Genomic DNA, 19,254 nt, shown 5'->3' with positions numbered 1-19,254 from the left:
CGTCAGTACGACACAATCTAACCCGACGCACCCTCAGCCTGCGGCCACAACCGTCCGCGAACAGCCGGACGGCGGCCGTGCGGGGGAATCCGCACGACCGCCGTCCGGTCATCGGGAGGACGCAGCGGCGTCCCGGGCCTACTGGGCCCCGGTCTTGATCTTGATGGCCGCGGCGACCAGGCCCGCGAACAGCGGGTGCGGGCGGGTCGGGCGGGACTTCAGCTCCGGGTGCGCCTGGGTGGCGACCAGGTAGGGGTGGACCTCGCGCGGGTACTCGACGTACTCGACCAGGTCGCCCTTGGGCGAGAGGCCGGAGAACTGCAGGCCGGTCTTCTCGAGGTCGGCGCGGAAGGCGTTGTTGACCTCGTAGCGGTGGCGGTGGCGCTCCTCGACGTACTGCTCGCCGCCGTAGACCTCGCGGACGATCGAGCCCTCGGCGAGCTTGGCCGGGTAGAGGCCCAGGCGCATGGTGCCGCCCAGGTCGCCCTTGCCGTCGACGATGGCGAGCTGCTCGGCCATGGTCGAGATGACGGGGTACTTGGCGGCCGCGTCGAACTCGGTGGAGTTCGCCTCGGGCAGGCCGGCCAGGTTCCGGGCGGCCTCGATCACGACGCACTGCAGGCCCAGGCACAGGCCCAGCAGCGGGATCCCGTTCTCGCGGCCGTAGGTGATCGCGGCGACCTTGCCGTCCACGCCGCGGTCGCCGAAGCCGCCGGGGATGCAGATCGCGTCCACGTCGCCCAGGTGCTCCTGCGCGCCCTCCGGCGTCAGGCAGTCGTCCGAGGTGACCCACTTGATCTCGACGCGGGCGTTGTTGGCGAAGCCGCCGGCGCGCAGCGCCTCGGTCACCGACAGGTACGCGTCGGGCAGGTCGATGTACTTGCCGACCAGGGCGACCTTGACGATGTGCTGCGGCTCGTGGACGCGGCGCAGCAGGTCGTCCCAGGTGGTCCAGTCGACGTCGCGGAACGGCAGGTCGAGGCGGCGCACCACGTAGGCGTCCAGGCCCTCGCCGTGCAGCACCTTCGGGATGTCGTAGATCGACTTGGCGTCGATGGCCGCGACCACGGCCTCCTCGTCCACGTCGCACATCAGCGAGATCTTGCGCTTGATGGCCTGCGGGACCTCGCGGTCGGCGCGCAGCACGATGGCGTCGGGCTGGATGCCGATGTTGCGCAGCGCGGCGACGGAGTGCTGGGTGGGCTTGGTCTTGAGCTCGCCGGAGGGGCCGATGTACGGCAGCAGGGAGACGTGCACGAAGAAGACGTTGTCCCGGCCGACCTCGTGGCGGACCTGGCGGACGGCCTCCAGGAACGGCAGCGACTCGATGTCGCCGACGGTGCCGCCGACCTCGGTGATGACGACGTCGACGTCCTCGGTCGCCATCCGGCGGATCCGGGACTTGATCTCGTTGGTGATGTGCGGGATGACCTGGACGGTGTCGCCCAGGTACTCGCCGCGGCGCTCCTTGGCGATGACGGTCGAGTACACCTGGCCGGTGGTGACGTTCGCCGAGCCGTGCAGGTTGGTGTCGAGGAACCGCTCGTAGTGGCCGATGTCGAGGTCGGTCTCGGCGCCGTCGTCGGTGACGAAGACCTCGCCGTGCTGGAACGGGTTCATCGTGCCCGGGTCCACGTTGAGGTACGGGTCGAGCTTCTGCATCGTCACGCGCAGGCCGCGCGCCTTGAGCAGCGCGCCCAGGCTGGAGGCGGTGAGGCCCTTGCCGAGCGAGGAGGCGACACCCCCGGTGACGAAGAGGTGCTTGGTCGTCACGGCGCGGCCGGCGGCCGACTTACCGGAATGGGGCTGTGCCAAGAGGGGGCTCCCGTGGGTCGCGGTGTCGAGGGTGACTCCCGGTGGCCGGACCTCCGCTCGTCCGCGCGTCGACGCATCTGCACGCCGGAGCACCGGCGGGGTCGTCGAATCGGCGGATCGGGGGTGGCCCTCAGCTGTGTGCTGCCCACCAGTCCACGGGATACCAGGGTATCAGCGCACCGGACGGGACGCGGTCCGGCCCGGTGCGGCGCGCCCTCCGCGGGCTCTCCGCCCGCGGTGGAAGGATCGGCTCCGGATGGCTCGGACGGATCACCGACGGTCACCCGAGGGGACCAGCCGGGCTGGTCAATCCGGTGCGAGTCCGGCGGGGGACGACCCCTGGGCGTGCCCCCGGGCGTACGGCGGACGTATTCTTCTCGGACGCATCGCCGACACCAGAGCACGCGGAGGGCGAGGGGGTCGGCCGACTCCGTTCGGTCCCCGGTGCGCGATCCGGAAGCCCCCCGTCCCGCCCCGCGCCCGGTCAGAGCCAGGGGCCCACCCGGCCCCGCCGGGCACCCGCGAGCCCTCCCGCACCCCAACGGACCTCGCGAGTGCCCCGGACCACCGGCGGGCGGCCCCGGTCCGCCCGTGCCCGCCGTCGGCGCAGCCACATCGCGAACTGGGAGACCCACGTGGCCGGCCGTATCGAGGACTACGCACTCATCGGGGACATGCAGACCGCCGCCCTGGTCAGCAGGGACGGGGCGGTGGACTGGCTGTGCCTGCCCCGCTTCGACTCGCCGGCCGTCTTCGCCGGCCTGCTGGGCACCGACGAGCACGGCTTCTGGCGGATCGGCCCCGCCGAGGCCGTGGGCGACGCGCCCGCGCCCGAGGAGCACCGCGACCACACCTTCCACGCGGACCACTCCGTCGCCGACACCGGCGAGCTGCGCCTCCCGCCGGCCACCGCCTCCGCCCCGGCGCTGCCCGCCGACCGCCGCACCTACCGCGGCGACTCGCTCGTCCTGGAGCAGGAGTGGGACACCCAGGGCGGCACCGTCCGGGTGATCGACTTCATGCCGCCCCGCCACCTGCTCGGCACCCCCGACGTGCCCCAGATGATCCGGATCGTCGAGGGCGTCACCGGCCGGGTCCGGATGCGCTCGGCCGTCCGGATGCGCTTCAGCTACGGCAAGGTCGTGCCCTGGGTGCACCGGGTGGAGCAGCCGGACGGCGGGCACCGCACGGTGGCCGTGGCCGGCCCCGACTCGGTCTGGCTGGACGGCGAGGCCGAGACGTACGGGCGCGACCTGACCACCTACGCCGACTTCACCGTCGACGCGGGCGAGCGGATCGCCTTCGCCCTCACCTGGCAGGCCTCCCACCTGCCGGCGCCGGCCCCGGCCGACGCGGAGGGCGCGCTGGAGGCCACCGAGCGGTTCTGGCGGGAGTGGGTCGGCCACTGCACCTACCAGGGCCCCTACCGGGAGGCCGTGGTCCGCTCCCTGATCACCCTCAAGGGGCTCACCTACGCTCCCACCGGCGGCATCGTCGCCGCCCCCACCACCTCGCTGCCCGAGGACATCGGCGGCGAGCGCAACTGGGACTACCGCTACACCTGGCTGCGCGACGCCGCGATCACCCTCTCCTCGCTCCTGCGCACCGGCTACCGCGAGGAGGCCCGCGCCTGGCGCGAGTGGCTGCTGCGCGCCGTCGCCGGCGACCCGGAGAACCTGCAGATCATGTACGGCATCGCCGGCGAGCGCGAGCTCACCGAGTCGACCCTGGACTGGCTGCCCGGGTACGAGGGCTCGCTGCCCGTCCGGGTGGGCAACGGCGCCGCGGGCCAGTTGCAGCTCGACGTCTACGGCGAGATGGTCGAGGCGCTGCACCTGGCCCACATGACCGGACTCGTCCGCAACGACCACGCGCACCAGCTGCAGCTGAAGCTGATCAGCTACCTGGAGAAGCACTGGCGCGAGCCGGACGAGGGCATCTGGGAGGTCCGCGGCCCGCGCCGGCACTTCGTGCACTCCAAGGTGATGGCCTGGGTCGCCGTCGACCGGACGATCCGCCTGCTGGAGGACACCGGCACCGAGGGCCCGCTGGAGCGCTGGAAGGCGCTGCGCGAGGAGATCCACGCGGACGTCTGCGAGAAGGGCTACGACGAGCAGCGCAACACCTTCACCCAGTACTACGGCGGGCAGGAGCTCGACGCCTCGCTGCTGCTCATCCCGCAGGTCGGCTTCCTGCCGCCGGACGACAAGCGCGTCATCGGGACCATCGAGGCGATCCAGCGCGAGCTGTCCACCGAGGACGGCTTCGTGCTGCGCTACCCCACCCACGACGCGCACGGCGCCAACGTCGACGGGCTGTCCGGGCACGAGGGCGCGTTCCTGGCCTGCTCGTTCTGGCTCGCCGACGACCTGGCCATGATCGGCCGGGTGTCCGAGGCCCGCGAGCTCTTCGACCGGCTGCTGGCGCTGCGCAACGACGTCGGCCTGCTCGCCGAGGAGTGGGACCCGCGGGCCAAGCGCCAGGTGGGCAACTTCCCGCAGGCGTTCAGCCACGTTCCTCTGATTGACACCGCCCTGCGGCTCACCGCCTGCGGCGGCGCCTACGGCGCCGGTCAGCAGCACTGAGGCGCCGCCTGACGAGCCGTCGACAAAGGGGTGGACGGGCCGTGACCGGCGCCGCAGACTGGCGCCCATGGCATCTCTCGTACGACACATCACCATCGACTGCGCCGACGCCTACGAACTCGGCAGCTTCTGGGCCGCCGTGCTGGACGCGTCGCTGCACGAGGACGACCACCCCGGAGACCCCGAGGCGCTGGTCGAGAGCAAGGCCGGCACGCTGCTGTTCGTCACCGTGCCGGACCGCAAGAGCGTGAAGAACCGCGTCCACCTCGACCTGCAGCCGCAGGACCGCACCCGGGACGAGGAGGTCGAGCGGCTGGTCGGCCTCGGCGCCGCCCTGGTCGGCGACCACCGCCGGCCGGACGGCACCGGCTGGGTCACCCTCGCCGACCCCGAGGGCAACGAGTTCTGCGTCGAGCGCAGCGCCGCCGAGCGCGACGCCGGCTGACGGCCGCCCGGCCGTCAGCCGCGCTGCACCAGTTCGTCGTAGGTGGAGAGCACCTGGGCGACCGTGTCGGACTCGTCCGGCCAGGTGAGCTGCTGCTGACGGCCTGCCTCGGCGAGGTCGGCCCGCCGCTGCGGGTCGCCGATCAGCGCCCGGAGGGCCCCGGCCAGCGCCGCGGCGTCACCGTACGGGACCAGCACCGCGGCGTCGCCCACCAGCTCGGGCACCCCGCCGACCGCGGTGGACACCACCGGCACGCCCGCCCGCATCGCCTCCTGGACGACCAGCGAGCGGGCCTCCCAGCGGCTGGAGACGACCACCGCGTCGGCGGCGGCCAGCAGGTCGGGCACGTCGGTGCGGTGGCCGGGCATCCGCACCGGGAGGCCCTCGGCGGCGACCCGCTCGCGCAGCGCCTGGCCGTCCGGGCCGTCCCCGGCGATCACCACCAGCGGGTCCAGGTCCCCGAGCCGGCCGGCCGCGTCCAGCAGCAGACCGAAGGACTTCTGCGGCACCAGCCGGCCGATGGCGAGCAGCAGCGGCCGGGCGGGTTCGTCCTTGCCGTCGAACAGCGCGGCCCGGGCGGCCTCCCTGTCGAGCGTCGCGGGCGGCAGCGGCGGGGCCGCGATCGGGCCGAGCCGGGCGTCGGTGGCACCGAGCTCACGGGCCCGGGCGACCAGGTCGGAGGAGGCACCGAGCACCAGGTCGGCGGCGCGCGCCACCCGCCGCTCCATCAGCCGCTGCAGCCGGCGGTCCAGGCCGGTCGCCAGCATCGCGTGGTGCGAGGTGACCACCAGCGGGGTCTCCGGGCGCAGGCCCGGGAAGCGGCCGGCCGTCCGCAGCGCGAGGTCGGAGAGCAGTCCGGCCCGCAGGCCGTGCGCGTGGACGACGTCCGCGCCGGTGAACGCGCGGCGCAGCTCGCCGATCGCGGCGGCGTCGCTGCGGGCGCCCGCGGTCGGCGTGATGTCCACCGGGTGAAACCGTGCGCCGGTGCGGGAGAAGCCGAACCGGGTGTCCGCGCTCTCCGGCGCGCAGACCGTCACGGTCACCCCGTGCGCGACCAACCCCTGGGCGAGCGAACGCACATGGGCGCCGATGCCCCCGGTGCCGGCCGACAGGACGAGCACCGCCCGCAGCTGGCCGGGCTCTTCATGGGCCGCTGCGGCGCCCTTGGCGGCGGAATGGTCCACGTCGTCTCGCTCCGACTCGTTCAGGTGACGAGCACCGTCGCCGGACCCCCTGCCCCGGCCCGGGTCGGCCGACGGCTGCCTGCGCCCGCCGGTGGGCGGGGAAGGCGGGTTCCCGCGGACGGTCCTCGGGACTGGAAAGCCATTGTCCAGCCGCCACCATGCCAGGTCGGGCCGGGTCTTGGACAGTCGGCGCCGTGTGCGGGCGCGTCGGGGCCGCTCCCCCCGGCCGGAGGAGCGGCCCGGCCGTCAGCGGCCGCGCGGCGCGCGGGCCGCGGCGAGCAGCTCCTCGGCGTGCGCACGGCCGAGTTCGGAGTCCTCCAGGCCGGCGAGCATCCGGGAGAGCTCGCGGACCCGCTCCTCGTCGGTCAGCGCCTTGACGCCGCTTCGGGTGACGGTGCCGTCGTTGGTCTTCTCCACCACCAGGTGCCGGTCGGCGAACGCGGCGACCTGCGGCAGGTGGGTCACCACGACGACCTGCGCGGACTCGGCGAGCTTCGCCAGCCGGCGGCCGATCTCCACCGCCGCCTTGCCGCCGACGCCCGCGTCGACCTCGTCGAACAGGTAGGTCGGCACCGGGTCGGCGCCGGCGAAGACCACCTCGACGGCGAGCATCACCCGGGACAGCTCACCGCCCGAGGCGCCCTTGGCGATCGGCCGCGGCTGCGCCCCCGGGTGCGGGGCGAGCAGCACCTCGACCTCGTCCACGCCGTGCGAGCCGTAGGCGACGGTGCGCTCGCCGACCTCCAGGCCGGACGGGTCGTCGACCTGGGTGATCGCGAAGGTCACCCGGGCGTGCGGCATGGCGAGTTCGGCGAGTTCGGCGGAGACGGCGGCCGCGAACCGGTCGGCCGCGGCGTACCGGGCGGCCGACACCTCGGCCGCCAGCTCCGCCAACTCGGCCCGCAGCTCGGTCTCCTGGGCGCCGAGCTCGTCGATCCGCTCGTCGTCGCCGTCGAGTTCGGCGAGCCGCAGCGAGCCGGCCTCGGCCCACTCCAGCACCTCGGCGAGGGTGCCCTCGGCACCGGCGTACTTGCGCAGCAGCTGGCCGAGGACGGCCCGGCGGTCCTCCACCGCGGCGAGCCGCACCGGGTCGGCGTCCAGGTCGTCGGCGTAGCCCGCGAGGTCGCCGGCGACGTCGGCCAGCAGGTAGCCGACCTCGTTCAGCCGGTCGGCGAGGGCGGCGAGCCGCTCGTCGTGGTGGCGGACGGCGTCCAGTGCACGGCGGGCCTGGGCGACCAGGGTGCCCGCGTCGACCGCGTCCGGGTCGGCCGGGTCGCCGGCCAGGGCGGCGTGCGCCAGCGTCGCGGAGGAGGAGAGCGCGTCGGCGTGGCCGAGCCGCTCGGCCTCGGCGGCGAGCTCCACGTCCTCGCCGGCCACCGGCTCGGCGGCGGCGACCTCCTCCAGGCCGAAGCGCAGCAGGTCCGCCTCCTGGGCGCGCTCGCGCGCCCGGGTGGTCAGCTCCTCCAGCGTGGCCGACACCTCGCGCAGCCGCCGGTACACCTCGCGGTAGCGGGCCAGCGGACCGGCGACGGCCTCGCCCGCGTACCGGTCGAGCGCGCCGCGCTGCCGGGAGGGGCGCAGCAGCCGCTGCTGGTCGGTCTGGCCGTGCACCGCGACGAGGTCCTCGCCGAGCTCGGCCAGCAGGCCCACCGGGACGGCCCGGCCGCCGACGTGGGCGCGCGAGCGGCCCTCGGCGGAGACCGTACGGCTGATGAGCAGTTCGCCGTCGTCCAGTTCGGCCCCGGCCTCCAGGGCGCGGGCCACCACCGGAGAGCCCTCGGGCAGGCTGAGCCGGCCCTCGACCACCGCGCGGTCCGAACCGTTGCGCACCAGGGCCGGGTCCGCCCGGCCGCCGAGCAGCAGGCCGAGGCTGGTCACCACCATGGTCTTGCCCGCACCGGTCTCGCCCGTCACGGCCGTGAATCCCGGTGCCAGTTCGACCACGGCGTCGTCGATCACGCCAAGATCCCGTATCCGCATCTCGTCCAACACGGTGACGACCTTACGAGGTACCACCGTCGATGCGCGACGAGCCCGGCCCCCGCAGCACCAAGTTCATCCCTTCCGGGCCGGTTCCCGGGTTCCCCCGGACACCCGGCACCGGCCCGCCCCGGCCGGGCCGCCACCGGTCGTGGGCCGTTCAGGCGGCGGACCCTCCGGGCACGGTGCACCAGCGCAGGAAGAACTGGGCGAGCGGTCCGATGGCCAGCGCGTAGGCGATCGTCCCGACGCCGAAGGTGCCGCCGAGCAGGATGCCGGCGGTGAGCACGGTCAGTTCGATGCCGGTGCGGATCAGCCGCAGCGAGCGGCCGGTGCGCCGGTGCAGGCCGGTCATCAGGCCGTCCCGCGGGCCGGGGCCGAGCCGGGCGCCGATGTAGAGGCCGGTGGCGAGGCCGTTCAGGACGATGCCGGCGGCCAGCAGCGCGATCCGGGCGGGCAGTGCGTGCGGCCCCTCGACCAGCCGCAGGGTGGCGTCCATGGCCGCGCCCAGCACCAGCACGTTGCCGACCGTGCCGACCCCGGGCCGCTGCCGCAGCGGCACCCACAGCAGCAGGACGCAGGCGCCGACCAGCGTCACCCAGGTGCCCACGCTCAGCCCGAAGTGCCGGGCCAGTCCCTGGTGGAGGACGTCCCAGGGGTTGCCGCCCAGCGAGGCGCGCAGCATCAGGCCCATGCTCACGCCGTACAGCACCAGCCCGGCGGCGAGCTGGGGCACCCGGCGGCCCATCCGGGACGGCGGGCGCGGCACGTCGCCGGCGGCGGGCACGGGGGCGGCCGGGGCCGCCGGGGCGGCTGTGTCGGCTGCGTCGGCTGTGTCGGGGACGGTCCCGGCGGTCGGTGGAACGGTCTCGGCGGAGGGCGCGGCGGCCATCGGGTCTCCCTTGCGGTGATGCGCGGACTGGCGCCATCATGGGCGGTCCGCACGACGCCCATCCAGGTCCAATTCGAATCAGGTGGACTGGAAAATTCCGATGTCCGAGTGGCACACCACCATCACCCCGCCCGCCTTCGCCCGGCTATTGCGGACGGCCCGCGCACCCGACGGCGACGGCCGCCGCTCCGCGTACCGCACGCTCGCCGGACAGGTCCGGACGCTGCTCGCCGACGGCCGCCTCCCGGTCGGCACCCGGCTGCCGGCCGAACGCGAACTCGCCGCCGAACTGGCGCTCAGCCGCACCACCGTCGCCACCGCCTACGAGGCCCTGCGCACCGACGGCTACCTGCGCAGCCGCCGCGGCGCCGGCAGCTGGACGGTCCTGCCGGAGGGCACCCGGCCGCCCGCCGACGCCCTGCAGCCCGTCCCGCCGGACCAGCGCGACACCGTCATCGACCTGGGCGTCGCCGCCCTGCCCGCCCCGCAGCCGCACCTCGGCCGGGCCGCCGCCCGCGCCCTGGAGCAGCTGCCCGCGTACGCCGCCGGGCACGGCCACTACCCGACCGGCGTGCCGGTGCTCCGCGAGGCGATCGCCCGCCGCTTCACCGCCCGCGGACTGCCCACCTCCCCCGACCAGATCCTGGTCACCACCGGCGCCATGGGCGCCCTGCAACTCGCTCGGCGGGCCCTGCTCGGCCGCGGCGACCGGGTCGCCGTCGAGGCGCCCAGCTACGCCCACAGCCTCCAGCTGCTGCGCCGGGCCGGCGCCCGCCTCGTCCCCGTCCCGCTGGCCCGGCCGACCGGCCCGCAGCCGCAGTGGGACCTCGCCGCCTGGCGCCGCGCCCTGCGCGACTCCGCGCCGCGGGTGGCGTACGTCGTCCCGGACTTCCACAACCCGACCGGTGCGCTCGTCCCCGAAGAGCAGCGCCGCGCCCTGCTGTCCGCCGCCCGCGCGGCCGGCACCGTACTGCTCGTCGACGAGACCACCGCCGAACTCGGCTGGGGCATCGACGACGGCGCCCTGCCCCGGCCCACCGCCGCCCTCGACCGCACCGCCCAGGTGATCACCGTCGGCTCGGCCAGCAAGCTGCTCTGGGGCGGGCTGCGGATCGGCTGGCTACGTGCCGCGCCGGCCCTGGTGCGACAGTTGGCCGCGGACCGGGTGTTCGGCGACGTCGGCACGCCCGTCCTCGACCAGCTGATCGCCGCCGAGATGATCGCCGAACAGCTCGACGAGGTCCGGGCGCACCAGCTGCAGCGGCTCCGGGCGAGCGCCGACGCCCTCGCCGCGGAGCTGCGGTTGCGGCTCCCCGGCTGGGAGTTCACCCTGCCGCCGGGCGGCCTCGCGCTCTGGCTGGCCACCGCCGGCACCTCGGGGACGGCGCTCGCCCGGGCGGGCGAGCGGATCGGCGTCCGGCTCGCGGCCGGCGCCCGGTTCGGGGTGGACGGCGCGTTCGAGGACTACCTGCGGATCCCCCTGACCGTGCCGCCCGCCGCCGTACCGGCAGCGGTGGAACGGCTGGCCGAGGCCGCCGCCCGGGCCGCCCGCGGCACCGGCCGCGCCCCGGCCGGCGGCGATCCCCAACCGCTCGCCGTCTGACCCGACGTCACCCGCTCCTCCGGCCGACCGGTCGTCACCGACCGGCCGGCCGAGGGGATCGCCTGCTGGCCCTACGCACGATCAGTGGTGGTTGCCCGCCCGCCCACGCCAACCCGTCACCGGCAGCGCGAACTTGGCCACCAGCCGATCGGTGAACGGCGCCCGGTGCAGCCGGGCCAGCCGCACCGGCGTCTTGCCGCGGCGCACCTCCACCCGCGCCCCGGCGGGGAGTTCGACCGAGCGGCGGCCGTCCAGCCAGAGCACCCCGTGCGGGGTCTTCTGCTGCACCTCCACCGCCAGCACCGACTCCGGCGAGGTCACCAGCGGCCGGGCGAACAGCGCGTGCGCGCTGATCGGCACCATCAGCAGCGCCTCCACCTCCGGCCAGACCACCGGCCCGCCGCCCGAGAACGCGTAGGCCGTCGACCCGGTCGGCGTCGCACAGACCACCCCGTCGCAGCCGAAGTTGGACACCGGCCGGCCGTCGACCTCGGTGACCACCTCCAGCATCCGCTCCCGGGCCGCCTTCTCGATCGACGCCTCGTTCAACGCCCAGTCCTCGTGGATCACGTCACCGTTGGTGCGCACCAGGACGTCGATCGTCATCCGCTCCTCGACCTCGTAGTCGGCGTCGACCACCCGCTCGACCACGACCGCGAGGTCGTCCCGCTCGGCCTCCGCGAGGAAGCCCACCCGCCCCAGGTTGATCCCGAGCATCGGCAGCCCCGACTCGCGGGCGAGCTCCGCCCCCCGCAGCAGCGTGCCGTCGCCGCCCGCGACGAGGATCAGCTCGCAGCCGTCCGCCGCCCCGTGCCCGCCCGGCACCCGCTCGACCCCCTCCGGCAGGTCGAGACCGACCGCCTCGGACGCCAGCAGCCGGATTCTGATCCCCGCCTTCAGCAGGCCGTGCACCAGCCCTTCCACGCTGCGCAGCGCCGCCTCGCGGCCGGTGTGCGCGATCAGGAAGACCGTACGTTCATCGCTCATGCCCGCTGCCCTCTCCCTAACGTCTGCAGGATCGTCGTCGACCCGCACGGCCTCCACCGCGCCGCGGCGGGGGCAGGACGTCCGTCGAGCACCCTATCGGGGGCCCTCCGCGACGGCCCGGTCCGCCTCGGCCGGGTCCAGCTGCGGCGCGTCCCGACGCAACCACAGGAAGTACTCGACGTTGCCGGACGGCCCGGGCAGCGGGCTGGCCGTGACCGCCCGCACTCCCAGGCCGAGCCGCCAGGCGTCTCCTGCTACCTGACGGATCGTCTCGGCCCGGAGTTCCGGGCTGCGCACGACACCGCCGCTGCCGAGCCTTTCCTTGCCGATCTCGAACTGTGGCTTGACCATCAGCACCAGGTCTGCATCCGGCGCGCTGCAGCCCGCCAGCGCCGGCAGCACCAGACCGAGGGAGATGAACGACAGGTCGCCCACCACCAGGTCGACCGGCGTCCCGCCGATCCCCTCCACGGTCAGCTCCCGCACGTTGGTGCGGTCCATCACGGTCACCCGCTCGTCGCTCTGCAGCGACCAGGCCAGCTGCCCGTAGCCGACGTCGACCGCCAGCACGTGCGCCGCCCCGGCCCGCAGCAGCACGTCGGTGAAGCCACCGGTCGACGCACCGGCGTCCAGCGCCCGCCGCCCCCCGACCACCAGGCCCTGCGGCACGAACGCGGCGAACGCCCCCGCCAGCTTGTGGCCGCCGCGCGACACGTAGTCCGGGTCGCTGTCGTCCTTCGCCACCACGACCGCCGCCGAGGTCTCCACCTGGGTCGCCGGCTTGGTCGCCGTCGTCCCGCCGACCGTCACCCGGCCCGCCGCGATCAGTTCGCTCGCGTGCTCCCGCGAACGGGCCAGCTTGCGGCGCACCAGCTCCGCGTCGAGTCGGCGTCGTGCCACTGCCACTGCTGTTCCATCTCCTACGTGCCCCTCCGACCGGCACGGCCGGGGCGGGCGGTCACTCGTCGTCGAGGGCGGCCAGGATGTCGGTCAACCGCTGGTGAACATCTTCGTACACCGCGGGGTGCGCCTCGGTCTCCGCCCCGTCCAACGCCTCCAGCCGGTCCAGCGCTTCGTCCACGGCCGGGTGACCGGTGCGGGCGGACTCAGGCACCGCCGTCCTCCTTCGGGGCCCGGCGGGTCACCGTCTTCTTGACGACGGTCTTCTTCACCGCCGCCTTCTTCACGGCGGCCGGCTGCGCGCTCGTGCGCTTCGCCGTCGCCTTGCGGGTGGTCGTCTTCTTCGTGGTGGTCTTCTTCGCGGCGGTCTTCCCGGCCGCGGTCTTCTTCGCGGCGGCCGGCCGGGCGGAGGACTTCTTCGCCGGCGTGCGCTTCGCGGGCGCCTTCTTCGCGGCGGGCTCCCCGTTCGCGGCAGCGGTCCCGGTCTCCGCGGCGGTCTCCTCGGCGGTCCCGGTCTCCGCGGCGGTCCCGTCCCGCTCCGGCGCGGCCTCGGCCGGCACCGCGTCGTCGGAGCGAACGGGCTCCGGCCGCGGTTCGGCGACCGCCGGCTCGGGCTCGCCGTCGTCCCAGCCGGCGTCGAACAGGCCGTCCGCCCGGTTCGCGGGCTTCCCGGCCGTACGCGGCGCCGGTGCCACGTCCTCGTCCTCGTCCTCGTCGACCGCGCGGAGCTTGCCCTCCAGGTAGCTCAGCACGACGCCGACCTTCACCATCTGGTCGCCGACCCGCTCGAACACCCGCTCCACCTCGCCGCGGGCCACCCCGACGGCGAGGTCGACACCGGCCCGGCCGACCGTCACCGCCTCGGCCGCCAACACCTGCAGCGACCGCACCGAGGACGGCATCTGCTCGGTCACCCGCTTCTCCACCGCGGCGACGTCCACGCCGCTGCGCTCCAGCAGGTCGGACGCCGCCCCCACCACCCGGCGGCCCGCCTCCTCCGCGATCCCCGTCGCGACCACCACCACGCCCCGCACCGCATCACGCAGCATCCGAACGCCTCCTCCGCTTGCCCGGGTCCGCTCCGACGCTACCCCGTACCGCCCCCGCACCGCTGCACCGCACGACCGGCCGGGTTCCCCCGCTGGGTTAGCGTGGGGGCGATCGGACGGCCGCCCGGCCCTCCGACCGCGGTCGACGGGAGCAGGACGGCGATGGCCACCATCGAGGAGTGCCGCGCGGCACTGGAACAGCTCAGCCGCAACCTGGCCGGCTCCGAGGGCGACGTCCGCAAGGCGGCCGCCATGGACCGCTCGCTGACCTGCCACATCACCGACCTCGACCTGACCTTCTCCGGCCGCCTGCGCGACGGGCGGATCGCGGACGTGACCGAGGCCCCCGGCAAGCCCGCCGCCAAGGCCGACATCCGGCTCGCGATGTCCGGCGACGACCTGGTCGCCCTCGTCGGCGGCCGGCTCAACTTCGCCTCCGCCTGGGCTGCCGGCCGCGTCCGCCTGGAGGCCGGCTTCCGCGACCTGCTGCGGCTGCGCACCCTGCTCTGACCGCCGGGGCGGCCGCGGCTCAGAAGCCGAGCTCGGCCAGCGCCTTCCGTCCGTCGGCGGGGGCGCCGTCCGCGTCCAGCGCCGTCCAGGCCGCCGCGCAGAGCGCCCGCAGGCCGTCCCAGCGGTCGCCGGAGCCGCCGAGCACCAGCACGCCGTCCGCCGCCCGCGCCGTCCAGCCGCCGCAGGCGTACCCGCCGTCGGCCGCGGAGACCTCCGGCTGGGGGGCCAGCAGGCCGCGCAGATCGGCGGCCAGGTACGTCGGCCGGTGCTCGGCCGGTGCGGCGAGCAGCTGGGCGGGCGTGGCGATGCCGGTGAACACCAGCAGGCTGTCGACCCCGCCGTTGAAGGCGCCCTCGATGTCGGTGTCCAGCCGGTCGCCGACCACCAGCGGCCGCTTCGCGCCCGTGCGGATCACCGTCTCGCGGTGCATCGGCGGCAGCGGCTTGCCCGCCACCTCCGGCTCCTCGCCGGTCGCCGCCCGGACGGCCGCGACCAGCATCCCGTTCCCCGGCGCGATGCCGCGCCCGGTCGGCACCGTGAGGTCGGTGTTGGAGGCGATCCACGGCAGCCCCGCGGCGACCGCGTACGAAGCCTCCGCGAGGTCCTTCCAACCCAGCGACGGGTCGAAGCCCTGCACCACCGCGACCGGCTGCTCGTCCATCGACCGGACGGCGACCAGGCCGTGCTCGGCCAGCGCCTCGACCAGGCCGGCGCCGCCGCACACCAGCACCTTCGAGCCGGCCGGCACCTTCGCCGCGACCAGCCGGGCCGCCGCCTGCGCCGAGTTGATCACGTCCTCGGCCTCGGCCGGCACACCGAGCTCGGTCAGGTGCTCGGCGACCACCCGCGGCGGCCGCGAGGCGTTGTTGGTGACGTAGGCCAGCCGCATCCCGGCGTCCCGGGCCTGCGCCAGCGACTCCACGGCGTGTTCGATCGCGTGCGGCCCCGCGTAGACGACGCCGTCCAGGTCCAGCAGCGCGGTGTCGTACGCCTCGGTGAGCGGCTGCGCGGACCCCTCCGGAGCGGTCCGACCCCGGCTCTCCTTCGTGGTCGTCGCTGCAGTGGCCCGGCTGGTCGCGGTGTCCGTCATCGGCTGCTCGTCCTCGTTCCGTCGTCGTGCATCGTCGTGCGTCTTCGTGCGTCGTCCATGGGATGCCGTGCGTCGTCGCTCGGGCCGCGGCACCGTTGCCGCACCTCACTCCGCGCCGTCGGGCTCCTCCGGCGGCGCCAGACGGCCCGGCGCCCCCGGCGCCCCCGGCAGCAGCGGCCCGAAGGCCCCGGCCCGCGCGGCGAGCGTCGCCCGGGTCTGCCTCAGCGCAGCCCGGTAGTGGGCGTTCTCCGGCCGCATGGCCACCGCCAGCGCCAGGTGCTCGGCGGACGACTCGAAGTCGCCCAGTCGGGCCGCCGCCACGCCCCACCCGAACTGAGCGTAGTCGTCGGACGGATCGGCCAGCGCAACGGCCCGGAAGCTCTCCAGCGCCGCCGCGTACGAGCCGGTGTCGAACTGGGCGCGGGCCAGTGCCTCCCGGATCGACCGGGAGTCGGGCTCCGCCTCCGCCGCGCGCGCCAGCAACTGCACGGCCGCCGCCGGATGCCGTTGGTCCAGCAGTTGCACCCCGCGCCGGAACCAGTCGTACACGTCGCCCTCCGGCGCACCCGTGCCCTCACTGCCGCCCACCCGCTCCGAGCCACCGCCCATGCCGTCCCTCGCTCCCGGTCCCGGCCCGCCCCGTCACCGGGTGCCCGGCCTCTCCACCGATCTGGCAACACTCCCCACCCGGTGAACATGCCCCGTTCCGCACCCGTGATCACGTCCCCGGCGTGCCCCGCGGCCCGTGCACTGATGCCGATACGGAGGGACGCCGCCGCTCCTGCTGCGATCCTGTACGTGAACACCGGCCCCCCGATCGGAGGCAGGGGTTTCCACGCGAGGAGATTCGATGAGTGCACCCAGTGCGGACAGCGGAGCTGCGGCTCCGGCGGGCGGCCCCGGCGACCCCGGACACGTCGCGACCGCAGGGCTGTCCCTGTCCCCCTTCCGCGGCCTGCGGTACGTCCCCGACCGGGTCGGTACCCTCGCCGCGGTCACGTCGCCGCCGTACGACGTGGTCGACCCCGGCCGCCGGCAGGACCTGGAGACCGCGGACCCGCACAACGTGGTCCGGCTGATCCTCCCCCGCCCCGAACCGGAGGACGCCGGGGACCGCCCGGACCGCGACACCCGCTACCGGCACGCCGCCCGGCTGCTCTCCGAGTGGCAGCAGCAGGGCGTGCTCGCCCCCGATCCGGCACCGGCGCTGTACGTCTACGAGCAGCGCACCCACGAGGCCGGCGGAGGCACCCTGCAGCGCGGCCTGATCGGTGCCCTCGCCGTCAGCGGCCGCGAGGCCGGCGTCGTGCTGCCGCACGAGGACGTCATGCCGCGGCCGGTCGCCGACCGGGTCGGCCTGATGCGCACCACCCGCGCCAACCTGGAACCGCTGCTGCTCACCTACCGCGGCAACGGCGGCGCCGCCGGTGTGATCGAGCGCGCGGCCCGCCGCGAACCGCTGCTCGCCACCACGACCAGCGACGGCACCGACCACCGGCTCTGGGCGGTCACCGACCCCGCCGACTTCGCCGAGGTCACCCGCGACCTCGCCACCTGCCGGGCCCTGATCGCCGACGGCCACCACCGCTGGGAGATGTACCTGCGGCTCCAGCGCGAGCACCGGCACCTGCCGCGCAGCCCCTGGGACCGCGGCATGGTGCTGCTCGTGGACACCGCCCGCTACCCGCTCAACGTGCGGGCGATCCACCGCGTCCTCTACCGCCTGCCGGTCTCCGCCGCGGTCGCCGCGCTCGCCCCGCACTGGCAGGTCAAGGAGGTGCCCGGACCGCTGGACACGGCCCTGCAGGCCCTCGCCGAGGCCAAGGAGCACGGCGGCAACGCCTTCCTGCTGACCGGCGGGGACGGGGTGTACCGGCTGGTCGGCGAACCGGACGAGGAGCGGATCGCCGCGACCGTCCGCACCGACCGGCCCGAGGAGTGGCGCCGGCTCGACGCCACCGTCCTGCACGAGACGCTGCTGGACCACACCTGGCAGGTCCCGGACGCCCCCGACCACATCGGCTACCTGCACACCGCACGCGCCGCCGAGCAGGAGGCCGCCCGCAGCGGCGGCACCGCCGTCCTGCTCCACCCGGTCCAGGAGCGGGTCGTCCGGCGGCTGGCCGAGCAGGGCGTCACCATGCCCCGCAAGTCGACCTCCTTCGGCCCCAAGCCGGCGACCGGACTGGTCCTGCGCTCGCTCGCCCTCGGCTGACACCGGCCGCACGGCACACGGCACACAACGACGGAGGGCCCCACCGCGGCTGCGGTGGGGCCCTCCGTCACCCCGGTCCCGGGGACGCCGGATCAGTCGCGCCGCTGCGCGTCCTCGCCGCCGTCCTTCGCCTCGGGCGCCCCGTCCTCGTCGTCCTCGTCGTCCTCGTCGATCTCGAGGTCGTCCTCGTCGTAGTACTCCTCGACGTCTTCCTCGTCCTCGTAGATGACGCGGTCGTCGCCGATCTCGTCGTGCGCGATCTTGCGGGCGGGGGCCTCGGCCTGCTCGGCCTCCTCCTCCGCCTCGTCCTCGGCCAGCGCGTCGACGAACTCCAGGCCGTCGATCTCGGCCAGCCGCTCCGAGGCGTTGGTGGAGCCGTCGGTGTCGGCCTCGGCGGCCTTCGCGAACCAGTCGCGGGCCTCCTCGCCGCGCCCGGCGGCGATCAGCGCCTCCGCGTAGGCGTACCGCAGACGGGCGGTCCACGGCTGGACGGAGCTGGACGCGAGCTCGGGGCTCTGCAGCGTCACCACGGCGGCGTCGAACTGCTCCATGTCGCTGCGGGCACCCGCGGCGACCAGGCGCATCTCGACCTGGCCGGCCTTGTCCAGCTGCTTCACCTCGGGCTCGCCGGCCATCGCCAGCGCGCGCTCCGGGCGGCCCAGACCGCGCTCGCAGTCCGCCATCACCGGCCACAGGTCGGCACGGCCGGTCATCCGGCGGGCGGCGCGGAACTCGGTCAGCGCCTCCGAGTAACGCTGCGTCATGTAGGAGGCGAAACCGGCCGCCTCACGGACGCTCGCGACGCGCGAGGCCAGCCGCAGCGCGACGCGGGAGTACTTGTAGGCCTCCTCCGGCTCGCTGTCGAGCAGGCGGGCGACCATCACCAGGTTGCGCGCGACGTCGTCGGCCAGGGTCTTCGGCAGGCTCTTCAGGTCCTGGCGCACATCGGCGTCGATCTCGAACCCGGTGACGTCCTCCGGGATCGGCAGCCGCTGGACGGGCTCCTGCGAGCCACGGCGGTCGTCGTAGTCCCGACGGTCGTCACGGCGGCCCTCGAAGCGCCCGCCGCGGTCACCCCGGTCGCCGCGGTCACCGTACGGCCGGCTGCCACCGCGGCCGCCCCGGTCGCGGTCGTCACGGCCGCGGTAGCCACCGCCACCGGACGGGCGGTCGCCGTACGACGGGCGGTCGTCACGGCGCGGACGGTCACCGTAGGACGGGCGGTCGTCACGACGGAACTCGCCACGCGGGCGGTCGCCGTACGAGGGGCGGTCGTCGCGGCGCGGACGGTCACCGTAGGACGGACGGTCGTCACGGCGCGGACGGTCACCGTAGGACGGGCGGTCGTCACGACGCTCACGGTCACCGTAGGACGGGCGGTCTTCACGACGTTCACGGTCCCCGTACGACGGACGGTCGTCACGGCCACGGTAGCCACCGCCACCGGACGGACGATCGCCGTACGACGGACGGTCGTCCCGACGCGGACGGTCACCGTACGACGGGCGGTCGTCACGGCGCGGACGGTCACCGTAGGACGGGCGGTCATCGCGGCGGAACTCGCCACGGGGGCGGTCGTCCCGACGCTCACGGTCGCCGTACGACGGGCGGTCATCGCGACGCGGACGGTCACCGTACGACGGGCGGTCATCGCGACGCGGACGGTCACCGTACGAGGGACGGTCGTCACGGCCGCGGTAGCCACCGCCACCGCCACCGCCGGCGGGACGGTCGTCACGGCCACGGTAACCACCGCCACCGGACGGACGATCGCCGTACGACGGACGGTCGTCCCGACGCGGACGGTCACCGTACGACGGGCGGTCGTCACGGCCGCGGTAGCCACCGCCACCGCCACCGCCGGCGGGACGGTCGTCACGGCCACGGTAACCACCGCCACCGGACGGACGGTCACCGTACGACGGGCGGTCGTCACGGCCGCGGTAGCCACCGCCACCGCCACCGCCGGCGGGACGGTCGTCACGGCCACGGTAACCAC

At 75.0% G+C, this 19,254-nt stretch carries 17 protein-coding genes; 5 read left to right on the top strand and 12 right to left on the bottom strand.

Going from position 1 to position 19,254, the window contains the following annotated elements; all coding sequences use genetic code 11:
- Positions 1 to 138: 138 nt before the first annotated feature.
- A complete protein-coding gene (locus tag AB0442_RS34210) occupies positions 139 to 1,815 on the bottom strand; it encodes a CTP synthase (RefSeq protein WP_344627768.1) in 1,677 nt (558 codons plus the stop codon).
- Positions 1,816 to 2,450: 635 nt separating this feature from the next.
- Between AB0442_RS34210 and AB0442_RS34205 the strand changes: the two genes are divergently transcribed.
- Positions 2,451 to 4,400: a glycoside hydrolase family 15 protein gene (locus AB0442_RS34205; RefSeq protein WP_366167473.1), complete on the top strand. Its 1,950-nt coding sequence runs from the start codon at positions 2,451 to 2,453 to the stop codon at positions 4,398 to 4,400.
- 67 nt (positions 4,401 to 4,467) lie between these two features.
- Entirely contained in the window at positions 4,468 to 4,845 is a 378-nt protein-coding gene (locus tag AB0442_RS34200; RefSeq protein ID WP_366167472.1) for a VOC family protein, read from the top strand.
- Between the two features lie 14 nt (positions 4,846 to 4,859).
- Here AB0442_RS34200 and AB0442_RS34195 read toward each other — a convergent pair whose 3' ends face one another.
- The 3 genes from AB0442_RS34195 to AB0442_RS34185 all read right to left on the bottom strand — a co-directional run bounded on the left by AB0442_RS34195 (position 4,860) and on the right by AB0442_RS34185 (position 8,757).
- Positions 4,860 to 6,029: a glycosyltransferase family 4 protein gene (locus AB0442_RS34195; protein WP_366167471.1), complete on the bottom strand. Its 1,170-nt coding sequence runs from the start codon at positions 6,027 to 6,029 to the stop codon at positions 4,860 to 4,862.
- A 246-nt stretch (positions 6,030 to 6,275) separates the two neighbouring features.
- The gene (gene recN, locus AB0442_RS34190) at positions 6,276 to 8,009 is read right to left on the bottom strand and encodes a DNA repair protein RecN (RefSeq protein ID WP_344627771.1); all 1,734 of its coding nucleotides are present in this window, start codon (positions 8,007 to 8,009) and stop codon (positions 6,276 to 6,278) included.
- A 160-nt stretch (positions 8,010 to 8,169) separates the two neighbouring features.
- Positions 8,170 to 8,757: a hypothetical protein gene (locus AB0442_RS34185; protein ID WP_366167482.1), complete on the bottom strand. Its 588-nt coding sequence runs from the start codon at positions 8,755 to 8,757 to the stop codon at positions 8,170 to 8,172.
- A 244-nt stretch (positions 8,758 to 9,001) separates the two neighbouring features.
- Between AB0442_RS34185 and AB0442_RS34180 the strand changes: the two genes are divergently transcribed.
- On the top strand, positions 9,002 to 10,504 hold the full coding sequence (locus AB0442_RS34180; protein WP_366167470.1) for a PLP-dependent aminotransferase family protein: 1,503 nt from the start codon (positions 9,002 to 9,004) through the stop codon (positions 10,502 to 10,504).
- An 81-nt stretch (positions 10,505 to 10,585) separates the two neighbouring features.
- Here the strand turns inward: AB0442_RS34180 and AB0442_RS34175 are convergent, their stop codons facing one another.
- The 4 genes from AB0442_RS34175 to AB0442_RS34160 all read right to left on the bottom strand — a co-directional run bounded on the left by AB0442_RS34175 (position 10,586) and on the right by AB0442_RS34160 (position 13,440).
- Positions 10,586 to 11,491, bottom strand: coding sequence for an NAD kinase (locus AB0442_RS34175; RefSeq protein WP_030273388.1), 906 nt, complete (start codon positions 11,489 to 11,491; stop codon positions 10,586 to 10,588).
- A 93-nt stretch (positions 11,492 to 11,584) separates the two neighbouring features.
- The gene (locus AB0442_RS34170; RefSeq protein ID WP_366167481.1) at positions 11,585 to 12,391 is read right to left on the bottom strand and encodes a TlyA family RNA methyltransferase; all 807 of its coding nucleotides are present in this window, start codon (positions 12,389 to 12,391) and stop codon (positions 11,585 to 11,587) included.
- A gap of 58 nt (positions 12,392 to 12,449) precedes the next feature.
- Entirely contained in the window at positions 12,450 to 12,605 is a 156-nt protein-coding gene (locus AB0442_RS34165; protein WP_363548929.1) for a hypothetical protein, read from the bottom strand.
- Positions 12,598 to 13,440, bottom strand: coding sequence for a hypothetical protein (locus AB0442_RS34160; protein WP_366167469.1), 843 nt, complete (start codon positions 13,438 to 13,440; stop codon positions 12,598 to 12,600). The genes AB0442_RS34165 and AB0442_RS34160 overlap by 8 nt, the downstream gene beginning before the upstream one ends.
- A 162-nt stretch (positions 13,441 to 13,602) precedes the next feature.
- Between AB0442_RS34160 and AB0442_RS34155 the strand changes: the two genes are divergently transcribed.
- Entirely contained in the window at positions 13,603 to 13,950 is a 348-nt protein-coding gene (locus tag AB0442_RS34155) for an SCP2 sterol-binding domain-containing protein (RefSeq protein ID WP_359981662.1), read from the top strand.
- A gap of 19 nt (positions 13,951 to 13,969) precedes the next feature.
- On the opposite strand, the gene AB0442_RS34150 is transcribed toward AB0442_RS34155, so the two are convergent.
- Both AB0442_RS34150 and AB0442_RS34145 read right to left on the bottom strand, forming a co-directional pair.
- Positions 13,970 to 15,040, bottom strand: coding sequence for an HAD-IIA family hydrolase (locus tag AB0442_RS34150; protein ID WP_366167468.1), 1,071 nt, complete (start codon positions 15,038 to 15,040; stop codon positions 13,970 to 13,972).
- Positions 15,041 to 15,145: 105 nt separating this feature from the next.
- The gene (locus tag AB0442_RS34145; RefSeq protein WP_363548933.1) at positions 15,146 to 15,649 is read right to left on the bottom strand and encodes a tetratricopeptide repeat protein; all 504 of its coding nucleotides are present in this window, start codon (positions 15,647 to 15,649) and stop codon (positions 15,146 to 15,148) included.
- A 241-nt stretch (positions 15,650 to 15,890) separates the two neighbouring features.
- On the opposite strand from AB0442_RS34145, the gene AB0442_RS34140 reads away from it, so the two are divergent.
- Positions 15,891 to 17,255: a DUF1015 domain-containing protein gene (locus AB0442_RS34140; protein ID WP_366167467.1), complete on the top strand. Its 1,365-nt coding sequence runs from the start codon at positions 15,891 to 15,893 to the stop codon at positions 17,253 to 17,255.
- A 92-nt stretch (positions 17,256 to 17,347) separates the two neighbouring features.
- Here the strand turns inward: AB0442_RS34140 and AB0442_RS34135 are convergent, their stop codons facing one another.
- Complete coding sequence (locus AB0442_RS34135; RefSeq protein ID WP_366167466.1) at positions 17,348 to 18,199, bottom strand: tetratricopeptide repeat protein; 852 nt, start codon at positions 18,197 to 18,199, stop codon at positions 17,348 to 17,350.
- A partial coding sequence (locus AB0442_RS34130) for a hypothetical protein (RefSeq protein ID WP_366167465.1) occupies positions 18,184 to 19,254 on the bottom strand: 1,071 nt, incomplete at its 5' end. The genes AB0442_RS34130 and AB0442_RS34135, both read right to left, overlap by 16 nt.

This window comes from Kitasatospora sp. NPDC085895, assembly GCF_040702125.1.
GTDB classification, from domain to species: Bacteria; Actinomycetota; Actinomycetes; order Streptomycetales; family Streptomycetaceae; genus Kitasatospora; species Kitasatospora arboriphila.
The sequence above is the reverse complement of the archived record's forward strand: the minus strand, read 5'-3'. Positions and strand labels throughout refer to the sequence as shown.

Coding starts and splice junctions, on each gene's coding strand:
- AB0442_RS34185 (WP_366167482.1), bottom strand. CDS start 8,757: ATGGGCCGCCGGGTGCCCCAGCTCGCCGCCGGGCTGGTGCTGTACGGC.
- AB0442_RS34180 (WP_366167470.1), top strand. CDS start 9,002: ATGTCCGAGTGGCACACCACCATCACCCCGCCCGCCTTCGCCCGGCTA.
- AB0442_RS34155 (WP_359981662.1), top strand. CDS start 13,603: ATGGCCACCATCGAGGAGTGCCGCGCGGCACTGGAACAGCTCAGCCGC.
- AB0442_RS34150 (WP_366167468.1), bottom strand. CDS start 15,040: ATGACGGACACCGCGACCAGCCGGGCCACTGCAGCGACGACCACGAAG.
- AB0442_RS34200 (WP_366167472.1), top strand. CDS start 4,468: ATGGCATCTCTCGTACGACACATCACCATCGACTGCGCCGACGCCTAC.
- AB0442_RS34140 (WP_366167467.1), top strand. CDS start 15,891: ATGAGTGCACCCAGTGCGGACAGCGGAGCTGCGGCTCCGGCGGGCGGC.
- recN (WP_344627771.1), bottom strand. CDS start 8,009: ATGCGGATACGGGATCTTGGCGTGATCGACGACGCCGTGGTCGAACTG.
- AB0442_RS34175 (WP_030273388.1), bottom strand. CDS start 11,491: ATGAGCGATGAACGTACGGTCTTCCTGATCGCGCACACCGGCCGCGAG.
- AB0442_RS34160 (WP_366167469.1), bottom strand. CDS start 13,440: ATGCTGCGTGATGCGGTGCGGGGCGTGGTGGTGGTCGCGACGGGGATC.
- AB0442_RS34145 (WP_363548933.1), bottom strand. CDS start 15,649: ATGGGCGGTGGCTCGGAGCGGGTGGGCGGCAGTGAGGGCACGGGTGCG.